Here is a 19717-nt window from a genome sequence, read left to right as displayed (position 1 = left end):
ATGCAGAAAAAAGGTATTTACATAAAGGATATCCGGCCTAATAACCCGGTGCGCGGGATATTTCTGGTCAAGGGGAAGACCTCCGCTTTGACCAAAAATGGCGCATTTTATCTGGCCGTTACCTTGGCGGACAAGACCGGTGAGATAGAGGCCCGCGTCTGGGAAAGGGGCGAGGAAAGGGACGGCCTTTTTAAAAAAGGGGATTATATCTCTATAGAGGCCCAGGCCGAATCCTACCGTGACCAGACCCAGTTGAACATAATGCACCTTACCCCGTGCAGTCCGGAGACCGTGGAGGCCACGGCCTTTCTGCCCTCTTCATCCAGAGACAGCGAAGAGATGTGGCGGGAATTAAAGGAATTAGCCAAAAAGGTCCGTGACCCTCATTTGACGCTGCTATTAAACGGCTTTTTTCACGACAAAAAGTTTCGGCAGCGTTTCAGTGTGGCTCCCGCGGCCAAACGTATGCATCATGCCTATCTGGGCGGCCTTCTGGAACACACCTTGTCCGTGACTACTTTAGTAACCGGCGCGGTAAAAAATTACCCGGAACTTGATAAAGACCTCCTCGTCACCGGAAGCATTCTTCACGACATCGGCAAGATAACAGAATTCACTTACCCGCCGGAGTACAGTTTTTTTGATTATACGGATGAGGGCCGGCTGGTCGGCCATCTGGTGATCGGGGCCCAGATGGTGCAGGAAAAGATCGAGGCCATACCCCACTTTCCCGAAGATAAGGCCATGCTCTTGAAACACCTCATCCTCAGCCATCACGGGGAATACGAAACCGGATCGCCGAAGCGGCCCAAGACGGCCGAGGCCTTCGTCTTGCACCTTTTAGACGACCTGGACGCCAAGGTCAACGCCATAAAAAGCCTTAAGAAGGCGCAGTTGGAACCCTCGGCCCGCTGGAGCGGTTTTTTCCGCCCTCTGGATCGCTATATCTATTTTGGGGAGGAAGGCCTTGAAAAAACGCCGGAGCCTCCTCAGGAAGGAAAGACCGCCGCTTCGCCGCGGCGAACGGCCGGAGAGACCTACAGCCTGTTGGACAGATTGAAGACCGGAGATAAATAGTATGTCGTTTGCGGGGATATTGGGACAGGACCCGGCCATTAAATTGCTGAAAAACTCCCTTGAGAGAGGCAAGGTGGCCCACGCCTATCTCTTTTACGGGATCGAAGGCATCGGCAAGGAAAAGACCGCCCGCGCCCTGGCCCGGGCCCTCAATTGTCTATCACCGCAGGGCGTCGAGGCCTGTGCTGGTAAATGCCGCTCATGTCTAAAGATGGAAAGCGGCGCCCATCCGGACCTTGTCGTCATCAAACCAAGCGGGGCCTTTATAAGGATCGAACAAATAAGGTCTTTACAAAGGCAGTTAAGATACAAACCCCTGGAAGGACGTTACCGCATCATTATCATAACCAATGCCGATCTGTTAAATAAAGAATCGGCCAACTGCCTTCTCAAGACCCTGGAGGAACCGCCGGATGCCTCCATTATTATCCTGATGGCTACGGATATAAATGAACTCCTGCCCACCATCGTCTCCCGTTGCCAGGCCGTCCCCTTCCGCCCTCTCTCGCCGGAGGTGATCGGCGAATATCTCTGCTCCTATGGAGATAACAGGTTTCCCCCTGCCCAGGCTGCCCTTCTGGCCTCCCTCTCCGGGGGCAGCCTGGGCAGGGCCGTCAGACTGGCCGATTCTCCGCTTATGGAGATGCGGCGGGATGTCTGCATACAATTAATCTCTCTTTCCAGGCAGGACATGCAAGGCCTGCTGCTCCTGGCCGAAGATCTGGCCGGACGGAAAGAGGAGCTCCCGGAGATTATCGCCATGCTCAGTACCTGCCTCCGGGACTCGTTGTTCTTACGGCAGGGGCTGGATGAGAGACACCTCATGAATAAAGACCTGAGAGAGGTTCTTTTTGAGGGCGCCCGGCAATGGACAGAGAAAGAGATTATACATGGCCTGGAACTCCTGCACAGCGCTGAGCAGGCCGTTACCAGGAATTATAACCGGCAATTGATATTAGAAAATCTATTTTTGCAGCTAGCCCATTAATGGAGAAAACAGTGAAGCTGATCCCGGTTCGTTTCCGAGAGAATACTCGGGGAATACATGCTGACGCCGGCCCTTTTGATCTGAAAAAAGGCGATACGGTTATGGTTATAACCGAACATGGTCATGAACCAGGGATGGTTATAGACCAGCCGTTAAGCATAGAAAGGGAGACCCCGCCGGAGGGAATCCCCAAAGTAGAACGGCTGGCCACAGAGGAAGAGATCATCCGGTATAAAGACAATCTTTTGAAAGAAAAAGAGGCCCGGGACTTCTGTCTGGAACAAATCCGGAAGACGAATCTCCCTATGAAGCTGATAGTCACGGAGAGATTCTTTGACGGCAGCAAGATAATTTTTTATTTTACCTCCGAAGGACGGGTTGATTTCCGGGAATTAGTGAAAACCATGGTGCAAAAATATCATACACGCATAGAAATGAGGCAGATTGGCGTGCGAAATGAGGCCAAATTTCTGGGCGGTATGGGCCACTGCGGTCTTCCGTTATGCTGCGCATCTTTTCTTTCCGAATTTGAGCCCATCTCCATCCGTATGGCCAAGGAACAGGACCTGCCCCTGAATCCCGCCAAGATATCCGGGGCCTGTGGCCGCCTCCTCTGCTGCCTGGCTTATGAATGTAAGACCTATGCCGAACTTAAGAAAGGCCTGCCTAAAATAGGCAGAAAAATTCAAACACAACAAGGTGAGGGAAGAGTCATAAGGCACAACACCCTCCGCAGTACTATAGTTGTCTTCCTGGCCGACGGCAGCGAGTTGGAAGTCTCGCCTGCGGATATAGAAACCGGAGTGGAAAAAGGACGCAAGGCCCGGGATGAGGCGCCTGCATCATGACGTTTTATATAACCACGCCCATCTATTACGTGAATGCCGAGCCGCACATAGGACACACCTATACTACTCTGGTTGCCGATGCGGCTACACGTTTTCACCGCCTGGCCGGAGACGAGGCCTTTTTCCTTACGGGCACGGATGAACATGGAGATAAGGTGGCCGAGGCCGCTGCCGGGCGTAATATGTCTCCAAAGGAATATGCCGACCACATAAGCAGCATCTTCCGTTCTACCTGGCCCAGATTAAATGTCGCCCCCGACCATTTCATTCGTACCACAGACCCGGCCCATATACGGGCGGTTCAGCATATCCTGAATAAGGTATATGAGAAAGGTGATATCTATTTCGGCGAGTACGGCGGCCTTTATTGTACGGGGTGTGAACGCTTCTATCTGGAACGGGAGCTGATAGGCGGAAAATGTCCGGATCACCAGGTAACGCCGGTATTTGTCAAGGAAAAGAACTACTTCTTCCGTATGAGCCGGTATCAGGACTGGCTGATCGATCATATCAAAAACCACCCTGAGTTTATCACGCCGGAGCGCTATCGGAATGAAGCGCTGTCATTTTTAAGCGAGCCTCTGGAAGACCTCTGTATCTCCAGGCCGCGCTCACGCCTGGAATGGGGGATCCCCCTGCCCTTTGATGACCAGTTTGTCACTTATGTCTGGTTTGATGCCCTCATAAACTATATTTCCGGCCTCGGCTGGCCGGACAGCGCTAATTTTCAGAAGTTCTGGCCCGCGGCAGAACACATCATAGCCAAAGACATACTCAAACCCCATGCCATCTACTGGCCGACCATGCTTAAATCCGCCGGGATTCAGCCTTATCAGCGCCTTCATGTCCACGGGTACTGGAACATAAATGAGAGCAAGATGTCCAAGAGCCTGGGGAACGTGATACGGCCCCTTGATTTATCAGAGACCTACGGCGTGGATACGGTGCGCTACTTTCTCCTGCGGGAAATGGTCTTCGGACTCGACGCCACCTTCAGTGAAGAGGCCCTTATCGCCCGCCGAAACTCCGACCTGGCCAATGACCTGGGCAACCTCTTCAGCCGGGCCCTGACTATGCTTGAGAAATACTGCAACGGCGTTATTCCGCAACCGGGACCCAACGAAGAGATAGACGATATACTGAAACAGCGGACTCTCGAGGCCTCCGGACACTATGGCCGGCACATAAAAGAGTTCGCCTTTCATAAGGCCCTGGCAGAGATATGGGAAGTAATCAATCACGCCAACAAATATATTGTCCGGACCGCCCCCTGGGAATTGGCTAAAGATGAAAAAGATAGAGGGCGGCTGCACACCGTGCTTTATAACCTTACGGAAACGCTCCGTGTGATTGCTATCCAGCTTTCACCGTTTCTCCCGGAGACAGCGGGTAAGATGAGGACGGCCCTGGGCTATCAGGAAACGGAGCGTCCGGCCTATGCAGACAGCATGACCTGGGGTTTATTTTCTCCCGGTCGGACCCTGAAAAAGGGAGACCCTCTTTTCCCGCGCATCGAGACCACAAAGAAGGTAGTGAAAGACACAGCCAAAGAGGATCCTAAAGTGAATAACGAGACGGCCATGATAGATTTTCCGGATTTCCAAAAAGTTGACCTTCGGGTGGCGGAAGTAATCTCCGCTGAGCCGGTTCCGAAGTCCAAAAAACTTTTAAAACTAAAAGTGCTGGCGGACCGGGAGCGTACAGTCGTAGCCGGTATCGCCGAATTCTATAAACCGGAAGAGGTCATTGGCAAGAAGGTTATTATCGTGGCTAATCTAAAGCCGGCCAGGCTGATGGGTGTAGAGTCGGAAGGCATGGTCCTGGCTGCCAAGGATGCCTCCGGACTCCGGGTACTGACCGTTGACGGTGAGGCAGAGGCAGGCACCAGGGTGTCGTGAGGGGAGCCAGAGGCTAAAAGCTGAAGGCTGAAAGCTCAATGGTAAACCGTACAAATTTTCATGCTCGCATAAGCACTCTCGAACGATGAAAATCCCCCCTTACCCCCCTTTGGCAAAGGGGGGCTGGGGGGATTTTAAAAGAATATTCTGAGTAAACAACCTATATATGCATAACTGGTTCTCGCCATCTATCGCTTGCTTAATCCTCTGGGGTATATGGGGCTTTTTCCCAAAACTGGCCACAAATTACCTGCCTCCCAGGAGCGTGTTTATTTACCAGGCCATTGGGACCCTTATAGTAATCTTCTCCGTACTTATATCTATAGACTTCCGCCCTGAGATAAATACCCGGGGGATCATCTTTAGCATACTGGCCGGACTGGCCGCTGCCCTGGGTACGGTCTTTTTTCTGCTGGCCCTGGCTAAAGGCAAGGCATCGGTGGTGGTCACTATGACCGCCCTTTATCCCCTGATTACCCTCTTACTGAGCGCCATATTTCTAAAAGAGACCTTAACCCTGAAACAGGCCCTGGGCGTACTCTTCTCTCTGGCAGCCCTCCTGTTGTTCTCTTTGTAAAAATGCAAAAGTTTTATAAAAATAACCACAGAGTGCACGGAGAGAACCAAAGAGAATAGAAGACAGAATACAGGAGTCAAGATAAAATCTACTGAATTCTGTATTCTGACTCATAATGTATTTTGGACAGGTATGATTTTACTTTCTCTGTGTTCTCTGTGGTTAGGTTTTAAAGGACGGGGACATAGTGGCAACAAAATCTGAGTCTCTTAACCCTATCTGGACTACACGGGATAAGATCATTGTGGCCGTTTGCGCCTTAGGCTGGTTTTTCATTGCCCTGCGTTATTACCCCGGAGACGTTGGCCGCTCTATGTGCGAAACCGGAATAAAGATTTTCTGGTCTTCAGGCCTGGCTGCGATTTTTACCCGGCTTCTGGTCAGACTCCTTGTCTGGATCGAAAAGACAAGGCCATCCTGGCCACGGATCATCAAGATATTTCTGGTCTTAGCCATCGCCTTTGGCCTCATGCTGGCTATTGAAGATTACAGGATGCATTATAAACAGCCGGATAAAAAGTTCCCCGTCCGGAAGGTCTCATCATCGTTAAGCCATATTGAAGCCCCCCCGCAGCAAGCAACGGGGAATGCGCTCGCTATGCATGTTCATGTTGACAGGAAATGTTCCGGATAGCCCTGATTTCCATGCCCTGGCCGCTATTTAACCGGCCCTCCATACAACTCGGTGCGCTTAAATCTTACCTTGCAGCGCAGGATGATGCCCTCGATATCTCCACTTACCCGATTTATCTGGAAATCGCCGCCCGGATCGGTTTTGAACTCTACCACGAGATTTCAAAACATAGCTGGATTACCGAGGCTATCTATGCCTCACTCCTCTTTCCGGAAAAAAATACATCGATTCATTCCTTAATAAACAAACAAAAAAGGTCTAAAAAATATAAACTTCATTTTGATCTCTCCGCTCTTAAGTCTAAACTCAGCGATCACCATGAAGCTTTTATACGGTCGAGGGATTGGAGGCAGTTCAACCTAATAGGCTTCTCTATCTGCCTTAATCAGCTTACATCTTCACTCTACGCCATACGTACCCTGAAGGCGAAATTTCCAGAGATAACCATTGTAGCCGGCGGTTCAAGCTGTTCTGGCGAGATGGGACGGGCCATTCTCTCCAGCTTGCCGGAGATAGAGTTTGTCATCTCCGGTGAAGGCGAAAAACCCCTCTTATCCATTGTACGTCTTCTTAAGGGGGAGGTCGATAAACCGGGCCCCGGGGTCTTTTACCGTAACAGCCATGGTGTGGTGTCAGGGGAAAGCTATGACGAGATCGACAATCTAAGCTCACTTCCGCCGCCGGATTATGGAGATTATTTTAACCTCCTACAGGATATATCCCCCCGGATTCCATTCCTGCCTATCCTGCCGGTAGAGTTTTCACGCGGCTGCTGGTGGCGGAAATGCCGCTTTTGTAACCTTAACCTCCAATGGCACAGCTATAGAAAGAAATCTGTACCTCAGATGGTAGGGGAGATCAAGGATTTGACCGATCGCTATCCGTCCATTGATCTGGCCTTCACCGACAATGCGCTGCCGCCTCATCAGGGGCCGGAGCTCTTTACCGCCCTCACCACATTGGAAAAAGACCTTGGCATCTTCGCCGAGCTGCGCGCCGGACAATCTGCCCAAGCCCTGGCCTTAATGCGTGAAGGTGGGCTGAAAACGGTACAGATCGGCATCGAGGCATTAAGTTCTTCTCTGCTAAAGCGAATGGGCAAAGGAACCACAGCCCTCCAGAATATAGAGACCATGAGGCACTGCGAAGAGATGGGCATTATTCAATCCGGCAACCTGATCACGATGTTTCCGGGCAGCACACCGGCTGAAGTGAAGGAGACACTGGACGCCCTTGACTTCGTATGGCCTTTTTATCCATTAAAAATGGCGTCCTTCTGGTTGGGCTACGGCAGTCCGGTCTTTTGTACCGCCGGAAAATCCGGGATTAAGCGGACAGGCAATCACCACCTGTATAAATCGTTTCTGTCAAAAGACCTCTTTGACCGATTAATACTCATACAGCAGGCTTATCGGGGCGATAGATCCCGACAATATGCCTTATGGAGACCGGTAGCGAAAAAGGTGGAAATGTGGCGGAAAAACTATTTTCTTCTGCGAAACCGATATCCGTCTCAACCCCTTCTCTCTTATCGGGATGGGGGCAGGTTTCTCAGCATACGACAGGTAAGATCAGATGGTAGTGTTAAAATCCATAGACTCCACGGTCACTCCCGCAGTATATATCTCTACTGTACGACCATAAAATCACTCAAGGATATAAAAGGAAGATTTCCTGGCTGCTTGCTGGAGTCTTTACAAAAGTTTTTTAATGAATTAGTACAAAAACGTATTATGTTGAAAGAAAATGATCAATATCTCAGCCTGGCGGTCAGAGAAGGAGGACTCAGGGAGTGACCAATAAGAAGTCGGCCCGCAATAACTGGTTTGAAGAACACAAAGACATCTTCGTCCGAAATGCCATACGTGACTTTCTAAAAACCTTAAAATTTTTTGAACAACTATACAAGACATATAATGAGAGCGCGGAGATGTCCTTTAAAAATATGGACTACTGGGTCGGCACCGAGGTGCGGAAGGGGCCCCTGTGGCAGTTCAAAGACCTCTGTCATGCGGTGTGGGGCGATGAGGAGCAAATGGACGTCGAGTGCGCCCTTCTGGATTGGCTCGTTGGCTCTATCTTCCACGAGGGCATGAAGCTCAAAGAAAATATTTACTTATTGCAACACTACAAACCGGCTTATGAAAAAATGATCTATCAACATAAGAAATTTACAGAAAATCAAGGTATGGATGATTATCTGGAACTTTTTGAAAAAACAACCGAAGAGGTCAACCTGGCGATGAGCCATCTGAATCGCCTCTTTTTAAGGGCAGCCGGACAATTGCATAAAGTCCTGCTGAAATACCCGGATAACCACCTTGTGCTCCGTCTATTAATAGAAAACGAGCCTGAATTTGACCGGATATGGGGGATAAATTCCATACCCCGGCTTTTTGAGGAGATGTTTTCCGGTCAGAAGGAAAGAGGTTACTGCCTGGCTGCCGAAAGTTATCGAAAAGGAAACTGGATGGAAAAAGCCCTGGATACATATCAAAAGGCCATGGACATTAACCCGGACAGTAAAGAGGTCCAACAGGGCATGCAGGCTATAAGGGATATTATAAAAAGCAGCCCTTAAGAAGTCGGGAGTCGAGGGTTGGGGGTCAAAAAACGTTTGAAACGTCTGACAGGCTCGAACGACTCGAACAAATCAAACCTTGAACGCCCAATATCTATTAATATTTTACTTAAAGTTATCCAATTAATTTACTCATATTCTGTGCTTTTTTATAAAGACTTTTATAGCGACCCAGTACTCTGTCCCAGGTATAATGGCTATCTATAGTTTCCACGGCCTTACGCTGTATTTGCCGTAAAACTGCCGGGGTGTCCCGATAAATAGCCAGGGCCGTTCTGATAGTTTGAACCAGGGCTTCCGGGTTATGATCTGAATAACCAAAGCCGGTCTGCCCGTCGATAACCTTAACCAGACCGCCGGTCAGATGGACAATGGGGACGTTACCCATTAACTGGGCCATAAAATCGGTAAGTCCACAGGGTTCATATTGTGAAGGAATGACGAAAAAGTCTCCTGCCGCATAAATCTGGTTGGCCAATACCGGATCATAGCCAAAGAGAACCGCTATACGCCCCCTATTCTCCGGCAGGCCGGCCAGGGTGGCCAGAGAGTTCTCTATATGCCTGGAGCCGCTACCCAGGATCAGCGCCTGAAACTCTTTGTCTTTTGGCATCAGCATCTGTAAGGCCCGAACCAGGATGTCCACGCCTTTTTGTTCTGTCAGCCGGCCCACCATGGTCAAAAGAGGTTTGCCTGCCGCATAATCAATCCGGCCGATGGCGTTTACTTTCTCAAACTTACGCCTATTTATATCCTCGATAAGGGTCTTCTTGCAGATTTCTTTGCCCTGAAAATCGTCCTTTAATGGGCTGAAGGCCGCCGGGATACCCAGCTCATCCGGTTTTTCCGGATCAAAATCCTCCGGGTCAATGCCATTCGTTACACCCTCAAGGACTATTCCCCTGGACTTCAAGCTATGGCCCAGCCAACCGGTAAGACGATCTGCCTCCGTTTCCTGAAGCTCCCGCGCATAGTTTTCGCTCACCGTATTTATAACTGCATATCGCGCTGCCGCAATAAAAGGGTCAAAGGCATTATGAAGCAAGGAATGTTCAATGACATATCCAGGCAACCCGGTAATAGCCCTGGCAAAAGACAGGTCGCCCACCTCCTGGTGATAACCGACCCCCGCATTATGTACCGTAACCAGGGCGCCCGTCCCTGCAAAATAGGCCCGGTATCCATCGACTTCGCGGATTATGGCCGGCATAATAGCCGTATGCCCGTCCTGACAGTGGATGATTTCAGGCCTTTCATCCATATAGATCATCAGTTCGAGGGCTGCTTTTTGCAGCAAGACATTCATGGCAAAATAGTCATAATGGCCTGCGCCCTGTTTATGGCTGGGATCCTGCGCCTCTTCCTCGGCGGTATAAGTATAAACGCCTTTCTTTTCGCGGAAACGGGCGCTATCCACAAATAAAATCCGGACCTTGCCCTGCGTCAGTTTCCAGATACGCACCTCTTCCTGCCGCTCTTCACCGGTATAATCCATTCTTACGTTGAAGGAATAAGACGTCGGCTTCAGATTTAATCTGTCCTTATTCATCATCCCGTAAAGCGGCATGACCACCGTAATCTTAATCCCGGCACGGGCCAGGGCATGGGAGAGTTGTTTGCATACGTCCTTTACCCCCCCGGCGCCCGCCAGTCCATCGTATTCACGTGTAACCATCCACACGTTTTTGATTTCACTGTTTTTCCTGGCCATAAAGGCGCCTCCTTGTGCATCAAAAGACAATCTCTTAAATCTTTTCGATTCTTATGCGAATTAACTTTAAAAATCGCCGTTGATTATGACATGAACAAAGGGATTTTGGAAAGTGAAATAAGCAGAGTTTTCTGAGTTTTTAGGGAACCTTTGTATTTCTGAGCGAAACTTGCTGGAGCAGGGGGGACCCATCGAGGGCACGCGGGAAGGGGAAAGCCAGCCCTTTACTGGCTGGAAGGGGTGAGTATTCCCCAACTGCGAGCCCCGAAAGGGTCGCTGCGCAAGCCGTGAAGCGAAGAAACCATGGGTTCCCTAAAGAGGTGTTGCCGTGGACTTGCGGACCATCGCCTTAACAATCAGGCTCCAGAGATGTACAGCCTGATACTTGCCGCCGTACACCTGGCCTATATCCGTTATCTGCGAACGGCAATTATGGCAGGGCGTCACCACGATATCAGCGTCGGTGGCCTGTATCTGATCAAATTTAATCCTTCCAAAGGCCCGGCGTTTCTCGACAAATCCTGACTGGAGATAACCGCCGCCGCCGCCGCAGCAGTAGTTGTTGGATTTGTTCGGCCACATATCCACAAAATTCTCTTCTCCCACGACCTGTTTGATGACAAAACGCAGGTCATCCGCCACGCCGTCACCCAGACCCTTTCGTACCAGGTTACAGGGGTCCTGGCAGGTCACTTTAATGCCTTCTTTATTCCAGGATGGATCTATCACGAGACTGCCATCACGAATCCATGCGGCGTACAGGGTAATTATACTTTCAAACTTCCAGTTATGAGGAATGTTGAATCGCTGCAGTCCAGCCTGGACCGCGTAAAATGCGTGGCCTCACTCGGTATTTATAAGCGTCTTACAGCCCAGGTCGTCCACTATTTCGGACTGTCTCCTGACTACCGCCTCCCAGTCCCGGTCATCCCCGGAAAACATGCAATAATTCACGGCATCCCATTGTTCGGATGAATACGTCCAATCAATGCCCACCTCATGGAGTATCTTCCACAAGGGTATCATCTCCTCGGGTTCAACCGTGGGTTCTTTGGCGTTCTGGTTGAGATAATACGCAGCCCCTTTTTTATCCATGGGAGCCGGCAAATCCTTCCAGTCCTCTTCCTGCTGTCTGGTCTCCTCAACCAAATCCGCACAAAGTGAAACCCAATCTTCCCTGCGAATTCCCGTGCTGTTACCAAACTCGAGGTGTAAATCACATGACTTCTGAATCCCTTTCGGTGTGTTCTCCCGCGACCATTGCTGACGGGCCATGAACACCAGCGCTCCAATATCCACGCCCATGGGACAGGCGCGCTTGCATCTCTGGCACATAGAACACCACCAGATCCAGGGAGTCTGGAGAACCTCTTCGTCCAGTCCGAGGAGCACCATCCTCAGGAACTTCCTGGGATCCATATCGCTGATGCCTGAGGCCGGACAACCGTTAACACAAGAACTGCAAGTAAGACAGAGGTCCAGATTGCCCCCTCCGGGGATCGCGGCCTGTGCCAGTTCCTTAAATCTGGATTTACGTTTTCCTATGACAATTGGTTGAGACATCCGGTTAAAAATCCTCCCGCCGGCTAAATGCTCCCGGTACGGCTAGTCCCTTGCTCGCGCCGTCTCCAGGCCGCTTTCCTTAATTAGTTCAGGGATCACTTCTTCCCGCCCCGCGCTCATGATATGAACACCCTGAACACCTTTCATCTCTTTGAGGGCCTGCATCTGCTCGGCACAGATTCTAAGCCCTTCCCGCGCCTGCTCCGGCTCCGGCACGCCTTCCAGACGGGTCATAATGTCCTGGGAAATCTCAACGCCACGTCTCTTCTCATGAATCGCCCGGGCCTCACGCGCGGACCGGAGCGGCATTACCGTAGCCAGGATGAAGCACTTTTCAATAAGGCCTTCTTCTCTCGCCAGTCGCACCCAATGCCCGAACTTCTCCGGATCGAAAACAGGTTGGGACTGAATAAAATCCGCTCCAGCCCTCACTTTTTGACCCAGGCGAAGGATCATAAAATCGGCCGGATCACCGAACGGGTTGGCTGCCGCGCCTACGAAGAATGGCCCCGCCTTATCACACACCGCCCCTCCCAGCAGTTTCCCGCTGCCGGACAGTCCTCTCACCGCGTTCACGAGTTGCACGGAGTCGATATCATAGACGTTCAGGGCCTCAGGGTGATCTCCAAATTTCTGATGTTCGCCGGTGGTACAGAAGACATTTCGAATGCCCAGGAGCGAGGCCCCCAGGAGGTCACTCTGCAGGGCGATGCGGTTCCGGTCACGCGTGACCAAAGACATGATCGGTTCCAGACCCAGGTCCAGGAGCGCCCTGGATACCGCCCAGCTCGCCGTACCTACCACGGCGCCCATATTGTCCGCCACGTTTACGGCATCCACATGACCTTTAAAGTAACGGGCCTGCCGTTCAATTAACCCCCGGTCTCCCGTCGCGGGCGGGACAAATTCGGCAGTGATCGTAAACTGGCCGCTTCTCAAGAGCCTTTCGAGGTTGCTTCCTGCCTTCATAGCGTTAAGTCCTCCCGCACAACCCTGCGCACGCCCCCGCTCCAGTAGCCGGACCAGTCCTTGGCCGGCTTCAGGGCCTTGAGTTTCTCAATCTGGCCGAGATTCTTCATACGCTGATAAATGAGATGCCATATGCAATCCACTTCCGGGCGCACCTCACATTTACTCCCCGACGATCCCGCGCACGGACCATGCAAGAGTCCTTTGGAACACCGGGTAATGGGGCATAGGCCTCCAAAATTGTGTATCCCGCAATTACCACAGGCCCGGCAAAACTCGGCCCAGACCCCGTGCTCAAGCGTTCCCCCGATGAACTTGGTGTTCAATGCCGGCATAACGGCCACCCTGTCAAACCGTTCCGCGATATATTGCGGCCCCACGCTGCAGGCCGCAGACATAACCGCCGTATAGCCCTTTTCCCGTAAGGGTTCCTCCAGCCAGGAGATAAACTCCGGCTCACACTGCCGGTCCAGCGTCATCTCATCAATCCCGATCGGTCTCCCCTGCCGCCTCCGGGCAATACGGAGGGCCGAGGCCAGTACACCGACCTCTCTTACCCCGCCCGCATTACATACCGTCACGCACCCCTTACATCCCACCAGGAGCACATGGTCGTGCCCGACGAGCATCTCAAGCAATTCCTTAATCGGCTTCCGTTCTGCGATAATCATTATGACACCTATAATTCCTCAGACATCTTCTCGGTCTTTGTCGACAGGGGGTTTGGGCCCAACGCCCTGATCGTTTCGGTCATCATCCTGGCCGCCTCAGCAAAACCCGGCCCATCCGAGGCCGCGATATTGAACATCCTCACCCGCGCGTCCTCTACGCCGGCCTCATGCAGAATTCTCTGCACGTAGGCCACCCGCTTCTTGGCCTTGAAATTCCCCTCCAGAAAATGGCAGTCTCCTTCCAGGCAACCGGCCACACAGACGCCATCCGCACCATCCTCAATCGTTCTCAGGATATGGAGCGGATCGACACGGCCCGTACACGGAACGAGCACCACTTTAACATTGGGTGGATAGGAAAGCCTCATAGAGCCTGCCAGATCTGCGGCCGAATACGAACAATATTGGCAACAAAAGGCTACAATGCGTGGTTCAAAGTTCTCAGACATGGCTGTGCGCTCTCATTAGTTAGTCCTTTTTCCCCACCCTTATTATTTAAACAGGGCCCCCACCTTCGCCGCGATCTCCTCATCCGTAAAGTGATGCATCGTTATCGCGCTCGCGGGACATTCAGATGCGCAACACCCGCAGCCCTGGCACTTCGCGGCATCGATTTCAGACACTCCGTGGCGGTTAATAAACGGAACGTGATAAGGACAGGTGCGGACACACGTCAGGCAGGCCGCGCAGTTCTCCTGGTCCACCTCGGCCACCACCCCGCCCGCGATGGTCTCATCTTTGGACAAAATAGTCATGGCCCTGGCGGCTACAGCCTGGGCCTGAGCTATGGTTTCATCTATGGGTTTAGGGTAGTGTGCCAGCCCGCAGACAAACAGGCCTTCAGTGGCAAAGTCCACCGGGCGCAGCTTCATGTGCGCTTCGAAGAAGAATCCCTCCGCGTTCGTAGGGACCTTGAAGACTTTCGCCAGTTCCTCGTGGCCGGACGGAATGATGGCGGTCATCAGGGTGATGAAATCAGGCCTGATGACCAGCGGCCTCCCCAGTACATGGTCAGTCACCGTAACCCTGAGTTCTCCATCGACTTCCTCAACCAGCGGCTTATTCTCAAGGCCGTAGCGGACAAACAGCACTCCTTTCCGCCGCGCCTCACGGTATATATCCTCACGGGCGCCGTAGGTCCTGATATCCCGATAGAGGATAAAAACATCCATCTCCGGATTCATCTCTTTTAACCGCAGGGCGCTGGTTACGGCGTGCGTGCAACAGATCTTGCTGCAATATGGTCTCTCAGAGTCTCTTGATCCGACGCATTGGATGAAGACCGCCGTCCGCGCGTTTTTCACCCGCTCCGGGGCTGCTGCCATCATGTGGTCGAGATCGAACCAGCAAAGGACATTCGGGTTCTGTCCATAAAGGTATTCAGAGGTGGAGAACGGTCGTCCGCCGGTGGCCAGAACGGCCACTCCGTGGGTCAGCTTCGAGGAATGCAGTTCCGGACCCTTGCTCACCAGTGTGGTAGTGAAGTTGCCCGCCGTGCCTGAGGTAAAGCGCACCTCGGTATTGAGGAAGACCTTAACCTTTGGATGCCGGGTAACGGCATCGATCAGCCCCTCCAGGTACGCCTCTACCGATTCACCCTTCCAGGTCCTCGAAAGATTACGGGCCTGCCCGCCGAGGCTATCACTTTTTTCCACCAGACAGGCAGAAAACCCCTGCTCCGCAAGGCTCAGCGCGCTCACCATCCCGGCCACGCCTCCTCCGACCACAAGGGCGGACTTGGTCACCGGAACATGCTTGGGGTAAAGAGGCTTCGCCAGCGCCACCTTGGCTACCGCCATGCGCACAAGATCTTTGGCCTTTGCGGTCGCTTCTTCCGGCCGGCTCTGATGCACCCAGGTATTCTGATCCCGGATATTTGCCATTTCAATCAGGAAGGGATTGAGACCCGCCTCCCGGATGGTAGACCGGAAGAGCGGTTCATGGGTCCTGGGTGAGCACGATGCCACCACTACCCGGTTTATTCTCTTTTCGCGAATTATCCGCCTAATGCGTTCCTGCGTATCCTGCGAGCAAGTGAAGAGGTTTTCTTCCGCGTGCACCACCCCCCGGAGGGTAGCGGCATAGGCGGTTACGGCCGGCACGTCGGCAATTCCTCCGATGTTGATCCCACAATTACAGACAAACACGCCGACCCTTGCTTCCTGCCTGAGTACGTGTGTTTCATGCGGCAGCATCTTGGAAAGCGTCTTGGTATGTCGGGCGCCCGCCAGCGCCTGTGAGGCGGCACAGGCAGCCGCGCTGGCTTCCATTACGGAGCCGGGGATATCCTTGGGTTCACGGAAGGCCCCGCAGACGTACACGCCGGACCGGGACGTCCGGGCCGGGGCAAAACTGGAGGTCTCTGCAAACTGATATCCGTCCAAGTGTACATCGAGTCTTTTGGCCAGGTTCACGGTGGCTTCCGACATCCTCATCCCGACGGAGAGGACCACCATATCAAATACCTCTCTCACCACTTCCCCGGCCTCTGTCGCGTATCTTATACTCAAGTCATCCGTACCCGGAACACGTTCGACGGAATGGACCCGGCTGCGGATAAACCGCACCCCCTTTTCCTGCTCCGCCCTTTGATAATACTTTTCAAATTCTTTCCCGTAGGTACGCATGTCCATATAGAATATGGCGGTATCAAGTTCCCCCTTGCTGTGTTCCTTGGCGATAACCGCTTCTTTAACGGCGTACATACAGCACACTGCCGAGCAGTATCCATTCCGGCAGCGGTTCATATCCCTGGAACCCACGCACTGGAGCCAGGCGATCCTTTTCGGCTCCCTCTGGTCGGACGGACGGACCAGGTGTCCGCGGAAGGGACCGGAAGCGCTGAGCATCCGTTCCAGGGCAACGCTCGTCACCACGTTGGGAAGCGTGCCGTAACCATAGGTGTCAAACTCACCGGGATCAAACGGTTCAAATCCCGGCGACAGGATAACCGAGCCTACTGCGAGCTCCAGCGCCTCTTCTTTCTGATCAAAATCTATGGCCTTATTCTCACAGTATTTCAGACAGGCCATACACCGGCCCTGTTTGCCGGCCTCAAGGCTCCTGAAATATATGCAGTTCTGGCGGTCAATGGTGTACTTCATGGGTACGGCCTGGGGATATGGCACGTAGATGGCCTTACGTTTATCCAGGCCGGAATTGAATTCGTTTTTTACCTCTTTGGGGCACTTTGATGCGCAAACACCGCAACCCACACATTTATCTTCATCAACATACCGCGGACGCTTTATTACCCTAACCTTCAGGTTTCCTTCTTCGCCGTGGATACCGTCAACCTCCGCGCAGGTAATCAGCCGTATATTAAGGTGTTGTCCACATTCTACGAGCTTCGGGCTCAGGATGCACATTGAGCAGTCGTTCGTGGGGAAGGTCTTATCCAATTGGGGCATCGTCCCCCCTATGGCCGGAGACCTCTCCACCAGATACACATAGTATCCCGAATTCGCGAGGTCCAGGGCGGCCTGTATCCCTGCGATACCGCCGCCTACCACCATCACTGCGCCCACAGGCTCTTTTTTCCCTTGATCAGACATGTTTGACTACTGGTCCTTTTCCTTCACTGTAGTTGCCACCAGGGTTTTAAGTCTCACCGCCCCGATCTTCCGGTAAACCTCCTCGGGAGACTTTCTCTCTCCATCCACCGTCAGGAGGTCCCGCTCAATGGAGATACCAAAAAGCCGCTCATTCTCTTCCAGATAGGGCAGGATAAGCCGCCAGTCTTCTCTTGTCATATCCATGAATATCCCGCCGTTCAATTGCTCATCAACGAGCAGTCTGTGGGGGTCCCGGACGTAAATCGCCCCCCCGGAGGCCAGGGAAAAGATATTTGAGCCGGGGTATGGTGTGGCCTGGGCACGGATCGCGCCGTCATCATCGAACCCCACGCCATTGACAATGACAAAACCACCGCCTTTGTGAGGATCACCGGCCATGAAAGACTCCGCGAGGTAGTCCAGGGCCGTGCCATTAATTACCACCCGCGGACGCCCCACGCCATTGATGAGCGGCCGGCCGGCGGCATTGCCCATTATATAGACCTCTCCCCCTTTGGCTCCGTACATGAAGGTCTGGCCCACATCGCCATACACCACCAGCTTCCCGGTTTTGAGTATCTGACCGATCTGGTCCTGCGCGTTCCCGTGGACGTAGATGCTCATGCCGTCGATTCCCGATGCCAGGTAATCACCGCAGCTCCCGTAGACATCGATTCGAACATCCTGTGTGTCCGGCCCCAATCCACTTCCCAGGAAACGCTGTCCCCGGTACCCATAACAGATGAAGCGGCGCCACCCTAAAGTATAGGCGCTACAAACGAGACGGGCATCGCAACTGTCTCCTTCGGGCGGGAAATCCCCCGCGTTCAGGACCAGCGCCTTCTCTCCGTCCTTTGGCGGACGAAGAAGATTCCTGGTCTCCGCCTTTATCAAACGGTAAACACTATGTGAATTACTTCCAATCGGCGCAATGCCCTCCAGGATCGTCTCCAGAGTCTCTCGCACAATACGGAGCACAGAACTCCGTTTCAGAGACCCGGTAGGATAACGAAGGTCATTCAGGAGCGTAAGCGCCTCGATAGCCGTCTCACGATGCCCGTCACTCCGGGATGCCTGTTCGCTTATAACTTCACAGCACCAGCGGAATGGGGCAAACTCTCCACGGAGAAGGACTCCCCTGAGTTCTTCGCAAAGAAGGTTCGTCTTTCCCCCTTCCAGGCACCCGGAAATAGCAGCGACAAGGGACTCCGCATCCTCCGGGGCCTCAATGGCAAGGCTCAAATCGCAATGTTTCCGGCTCTCCGGCAGCCTGATCCGGTGTCCGAACTTGTCCGTGCAGACGATTCTCTTCCTTCCCTGATTATCCGGATCATCGGCCAGCGTAAAGATAAAGGCCCCTCCGTCCGTGTGGCTCCCCCCCCGGGCATTCCAGTATTTATCAGCCACACTGGAGATACGGCTATCCTCGGCCGCCAGCCCCGCCAACGTGGCGTCAATGGCCTGTTTCTCCGAGCAAATAAGCCCTACCTGCACGTCACCGTCGTGAAAGGCAAAGACCTGGGGCCGCAGCATGGCTGTGTCCGTGATGCCTATCAATTGAAACTGTTTCCGGTAAAAATCGTTCCGCGCAATGATGAAGAACCACGGGCCGTCAGGAGATCCGTGGATATGGGTAGTCTGAATAAGACGGTAGATATCCTGCTTTTCCGGTGAAAGCTGATCGAAGTCCATCTCGGAGGTGGGCGCCAAGGCCTCAATAATATATTCGAGAGGATACCCGTACACCCGGTTCAGGAGATCAAAAATGAGCACTGAAACTTCCGTATCCGTCTGGAAGTGTGGATAGAGATTCCATTGCCTCAGGTATTCCGTAACCGAATAGTAATTAGCGAAGTCGCCGTTATGCACGAGCGCCTCGTCGAGGCCCACAAAGGGATGCGCGCCCGCTGGATGCCAGACTCGCCCCTTGGTGGGGTAACGCTGATGGGCGATCCAGGCATGGGCTTTGAAGTCCTCCAACCGATAGTAACGAGCCACATCTTCGGCATAGCCGACTACCTTAAGCACCATCATATCCCGGCCGTGCGAGAGCACAAAGGCGTGCTTCACCCCTTGAGTCTCGTAGAAAGTCCGGTTGAGGCGGATTGAATTCTGATAGATAAACTCGTCTTCCGCCCGCATCGGGGCCATGTTTTCGAACCCGTTTTTTTCTATGAACGACTTAAGGACCTCAGGCTTCACGCGTACAAAATAGCGCCATACATCCGGCGGCCTTATCTCCAGGCTCCCAATCTCGCGGTAGTCGTCAACTGTAGAAACGCACCGAGAAAAATCCACGTTCATAAAGGGAGTAATACACTTATCCTCCACCGTCCGCCGAACCTCCGGATCGAGAAGGGCAACCTGAAGGAGGTAATTATTATCCAGAATCTCCCGCGAGACACCCACATCTTCGGGAACAAGACCCACGGCGGCGATACCGCCCCCCTTGCCGTTACCCCGGTTGTGCATAAGACGGGACGGCTCCAGGATGTGTTTCCCGCCTACCGGTATGCTGCAGACAAATCCGGTGACACCGCATCCGCCTTCCTCATCGGCCTTGTAGCGTATCTGCGGAGGCGTCGGATAAAGGCTTCTTCTCGATTGAATTATGGCGTCGCTGAATAATTTATTCATAAAGGCAAC

General features: G+C 52.7%; 16 protein-coding genes. 8 read left to right on the top strand and 8 right to left on the bottom strand.

Annotation, left to right across the window (positions count from 1 at the left end; translation table 11 throughout):
- The 8 genes from PHT49_08545 to PHT49_08510 all read left to right on the top strand — a co-directional run bounded on the left by PHT49_08545 (position 1) and on the right by PHT49_08510 (position 8603).
- A complete protein-coding gene (locus tag PHT49_08545) occupies positions 1-1077 on the top strand; it encodes an HD domain-containing protein (GenBank protein MDD5451925.1) in 1077 nt (358 codons plus the stop codon).
- 1 nt (position 1078) lies between these two features.
- Positions 1079-2065, top strand: a complete 987-nt coding sequence (gene holB / locus PHT49_08540) for a DNA polymerase III subunit delta' (protein MDD5451924.1) — start codon at positions 1079-1081, stop codon at positions 2063-2065.
- Between the two features lie 11 nt (positions 2066-2076).
- Complete coding sequence (ricT, locus tag PHT49_08535; protein ID MDD5451923.1) at positions 2077-2913, top strand: regulatory iron-sulfur-containing complex subunit RicT; 837 nt, start codon at positions 2077-2079, stop codon at positions 2911-2913.
- The gene (gene metG, locus PHT49_08530; GenBank protein MDD5451922.1) at positions 2907-4811 is read left to right on the top strand and encodes a methionine--tRNA ligase; all 1905 of its coding nucleotides are present in this window, start codon (positions 2907-2909) and stop codon (positions 4809-4811) included. Before ricT ends, metG begins: the two co-directional genes overlap by 7 nt.
- Before the next feature lie 166 nt (positions 4812-4977).
- On the top strand, positions 4978-5388 hold the full coding sequence (locus PHT49_08525; protein MDD5451921.1) for an EamA family transporter: 411 nt from the start codon (positions 4978-4980) through the stop codon (positions 5386-5388).
- Between the two features lie 187 nt (positions 5389-5575).
- Positions 5576-6022 carry a hypothetical protein gene (locus tag PHT49_08520; GenBank protein MDD5451920.1) on the top strand — a complete coding sequence of 149 codons (447 nt, stop codon included), beginning with the start codon at positions 5576-5578 and terminating at the stop codon, positions 6020-6022.
- Positions 6010-7818: a RiPP maturation radical SAM C-methyltransferase gene (locus PHT49_08515; GenBank protein ID MDD5451919.1), complete on the top strand. Its 1809-nt coding sequence runs from the start codon at positions 6010-6012 to the stop codon at positions 7816-7818. Before PHT49_08520 ends, PHT49_08515 begins: the two co-directional genes overlap by 13 nt.
- Positions 7815-8603: a hypothetical protein gene (locus tag PHT49_08510; protein MDD5451918.1), complete on the top strand. Its 789-nt coding sequence runs from the start codon at positions 7815-7817 to the stop codon at positions 8601-8603. Before PHT49_08515 ends, PHT49_08510 begins: the two co-directional genes overlap by 4 nt.
- 115 nt (positions 8604-8718) lie before the next feature.
- Here PHT49_08510 and PHT49_08505 read toward each other — a convergent pair whose 3' ends face one another.
- The 8 genes from PHT49_08505 to PHT49_08470 all read right to left on the bottom strand — a co-directional run bounded on the left by PHT49_08505 (position 8719) and on the right by PHT49_08470 (position 19708).
- Positions 8719-10314 carry a glycogen/starch synthase gene (locus tag PHT49_08505; protein ID MDD5451917.1) on the bottom strand — a complete coding sequence of 532 codons (1596 nt, stop codon included), beginning with the start codon at positions 10312-10314 and terminating at the stop codon, positions 8719-8721.
- 312 nt (positions 10315-10626) lie between these two features.
- Complete coding sequence (locus PHT49_08500) at positions 10627-11043, bottom strand: (Fe-S)-binding protein (protein MDD5451916.1); 417 nt, start codon at positions 11041-11043, stop codon at positions 10627-10629.
- A gap of 114 nt (positions 11044-11157) precedes the next feature.
- Positions 11158-11877 carry a 4Fe-4S dicluster domain-containing protein gene (locus tag PHT49_08495; protein ID MDD5451915.1) on the bottom strand — a complete coding sequence of 240 codons (720 nt, stop codon included), beginning with the start codon at positions 11875-11877 and terminating at the stop codon, positions 11158-11160.
- 42 nt (positions 11878-11919) lie between these two features.
- The gene (locus tag PHT49_08490; GenBank protein MDD5451914.1) at positions 11920-12846 is read right to left on the bottom strand and encodes a methylenetetrahydrofolate reductase; all 927 of its coding nucleotides are present in this window, start codon (positions 12844-12846) and stop codon (positions 11920-11922) included.
- Positions 12843-13517, bottom strand: a complete 675-nt coding sequence (locus PHT49_08485; protein ID MDD5451913.1) for a methylenetetrahydrofolate reductase C-terminal domain-containing protein — start codon at positions 13515-13517, stop codon at positions 12843-12845. The genes PHT49_08490 and PHT49_08485 overlap by 4 nt, the downstream gene beginning before the upstream one ends.
- An 8-nt stretch (positions 13518-13525) precedes the next feature.
- Entirely contained in the window at positions 13526-13966 is a 441-nt protein-coding gene (locus tag PHT49_08480; GenBank protein ID MDD5451912.1) for a hydrogenase iron-sulfur subunit, read from the bottom strand.
- Positions 13967-14008: 42 nt separating this feature from the next.
- Entirely contained in the window at positions 14009-17071 is a 3063-nt protein-coding gene (locus tag PHT49_08475; protein ID MDD5451911.1) for an FAD-dependent oxidoreductase, read from the bottom strand.
- Positions 17072-17077: 6 nt separating this feature from the next.
- Entirely contained in the window at positions 17078-19708 is a 2631-nt protein-coding gene (locus PHT49_08470) for a hypothetical protein (protein MDD5451910.1), read from the bottom strand.
- Positions 19709-19717: the final 9 nt, after the last annotated feature.

It is taken from the genome of Desulfovibrionales bacterium (genome assembly GCA_028715605.1).
Lineage (GTDB): Bacteria > Desulfobacterota > QYQD01 > QYQD01 > QYQD01 > QYQD01.
This window is presented reverse-complemented; position numbering and strand designations above follow the sequence as displayed.